This window comes from Paraburkholderia sp. BR13444 (assembly GCF_040948755.1).
GTDB lineage: Bacteria > Pseudomonadota > Gammaproteobacteria > Burkholderiales > Burkholderiaceae > Paraburkholderia > Paraburkholderia youngii.
Map to the genome: position 1 here is coordinate 1 of NZ_JBFPKM010000041.1, position 2,396 is coordinate 2,396.

Annotated in this window: 2 protein-coding genes; both read right to left on the bottom strand. The window is 66.1% G+C overall.

Annotated features, from left to right (window positions below; genetic code table 11):
* Positions 1–356: 356 nt before the first annotated feature.
* Positions 357–1,523, bottom strand: a complete 1,167-nt coding sequence (locus AB3X95_RS38860) for an IS91 family transposase (protein WP_368623999.1) — start codon at positions 1,521–1,523, stop codon at positions 357–359.
* A gap of 16 nt (positions 1,524–1,539) precedes the next feature.
* Positions 1,540–2,396, bottom strand: an 857-nt coding sequence (locus AB3X95_RS38865; protein WP_368624000.1) for a tyrosine-type recombinase/integrase, incomplete at its 5' end; no start/stop codon positions are given.

The following is a 2,396-nucleotide window of genomic DNA, read 5'->3' on the forward strand; positions in this document are numbered from 1 at the left end:
CGTCAAGGGTTGTTCGCTGCCTGCCCTGATTCTGATCACTGTGAGCGCGCGGCGACGCGTGCGGGCAGGCGGCGAACAAGCCTCGGGGGAGGAAACCGCGGAGTGGACCGGGACGCCCGGAATTCCGGTTGACTATGGCGATTGATGATCCGGCATCCTCGGTATTGCTGGAGGGCGGTGGCCCAGACAGGATGCGGGAAGAGCCCGGACGTCGTGACGATGCGATGCACTGACGTAAGGGTGAGGATGAAGTGTGCGTGCGGGAGGCCGCGTGACGCGCCAGGCACAAACGTCCGCTTGTGGGCCGCGTTGTCGCAAAGCCGACGATGGGTTGACAGATCGAGGAAGCACCGCGTTCACGGGCGGGCCTTGATCGGTGGTGCGCGAATTGGTGCCATGCGCTCGAGGATGTCGATGACGATCATCGGGGCACCACAGTGCCGGCAGATGAAGGCGGGCCGGGTTTCAGCGACAGGCTCGCAGGATGGAGGGTCGGGCGTGGGCGTGACGTGCAGAAGCGCACGCACCTTCGCGAGACTGGCGCGGCGCACCGGGTTGGCGAGCAGGCCGTAGTGACGGATGCGGTGGAACCCGCCAGGCAATACATGAAGCAGGAAGCGACGCATGAACTCGCCAGCCTCCAGCGTCATGGTCTTGTAGCGGGTGCGCCCCTTCTCGCGGTAGTCCTTCCAGCGGAAGGTTACCCCGTGCTCATCGAAGGCGAGCAGACGCTGGTTGGAGATCGCCACGCGGTGCGTATAGCGCGAGAGGTACGCGAGCACCGCTTCCGGTCCTGCAAAGGGACGCTTGGCGTACACGAACCATTCGCAGGCACGCAGGGGTGCGAGCCACTGGGCGAAGACGGGCGGATCGGCGAGCGCCGCGTACTCGCCGAAGAACTGCAACTGACCACGCCGGTGAGAATCAGCGAGTGCTTCGAGGAAACGACGCCGGAAGAGCCGTGAGAGCACGCGCACCGGCAGGAAGAAGCCCGGCCTGCAGGCGATCCAGCGCTCGCCGTCGGGCGACAGTCCCCCGCCGGGGACGATGCCGTGTACGTGCGGATGATGCGTGAGCGCCGAGCCCCAGGTGTGCAGCACGAGCGTGGCACCGATCTGGGCACCGAGATGCCTGGGATCGGCGGCGATCGTGCGCAGCGTGTCGGCGGCGACGTCGAACAGCAGACCGTAGATGACCCGCTTGTTGTACCAGGCGATCGCACTGATGGGCGCGGGCAGCGTGAAGACGACGTGGAAATACCCGACGGGTAGCAGATCCGCCTGGCGTGCCTCCAGCCAGCGGTGTGCGGCACTGGCCTGGCACTTCGGGCAATGGCGGTTGCGGCACGAGTTGAAGGACACCTCTGTCCTCGCGCAGCCGGAACAGCGCAGCACATGTCCGCCCAGTGCCGCCGTGCGGCACCGTTCGATGGCCGACATGACCTTCAGCTGCCCCAGGCTCAGGCGTGTCGTGGCTCGCCAGGCTGGCCCGTGGGCGCGGAAGATGTCCGCGACCTCCAGCATGAGGCACTACGCCGTGTCAGTTGGCGGGCAGGCGCTCCAGCGGACTGGTGACTTCGCGCAGCAGGTCGGTGGCGACCTGCGCATAAAGAGCGGTGGTCTCCAGCTTCTTGTGGCCGAGCAGCACCTGGATCACGCGGATGTCGATCTTCTGTTCGAGCAGGTGCGTGGCAAAGCTGTGCCGCAGCGTGTGCATCGATACGCGCTTGTCGATCTGTGCGGCTTCGGCGGCGGCATGAATGGCGCGGTTCAGTTGCCGCGTGCTCAGTTGATCGAGTGGATCGAGCCCGGGAAACAGCCACCCACCATCGGGCATCCTGCCCTGCGCACGGGCCACGCGCCACCAGACCCGCAGCCGCTCGAGCAGCACCGGTGAGAGCATCGCGTAGCGGTCCTTGCGACCCTTGCCCTGTTCGATGCGCAGCGTCATGCGCTGGCTGTCAATGTCGCCGACCTTCAGCGCCACCACTTCGCTGGCACGCAGGCCGGTGCCGTAGGCCACCGACAGCGCCGTCTGGTGCTTGAGGTTGCCTGTGGCGGCGATGAGCCGCCTCACTTCATCGGGGCTGAGCACGACCGGTAGGGTGCGGGGCACGCGCACGGCTTGCATCCGCGCCATGAGTTCGGGCTCGCGCAGCGTGATCTCGAAGAAGAACTTCAGCCCGGTGATCGCGGCGTTGAGAGAAACCGGAGAGGTGCCGTGATCGACCAGATGCAACTGGTAACCACGCAGGTCCTCGACGGTGGCGGTATCAGGCGAGCGCCCGAGGTATCGGGCGAACTCACGGACGATGCGCAGATAGTTGGCTTGCGTCTTCGGGGAAAGCTGGCGCATGCGCATGTCGTCGATCATGCGCTGGCGCAGCGGGCTGACGG

Excerpts from the sequence above, each read along its gene's own strand:
- AB3X95_RS38860 (WP_368623999.1), bottom strand. The coding sequence starts at position 1,523 with ATGCTGGAGGTCGCGGACATCTTCCGCGCCCACGGGCCAGCCTGGCGA.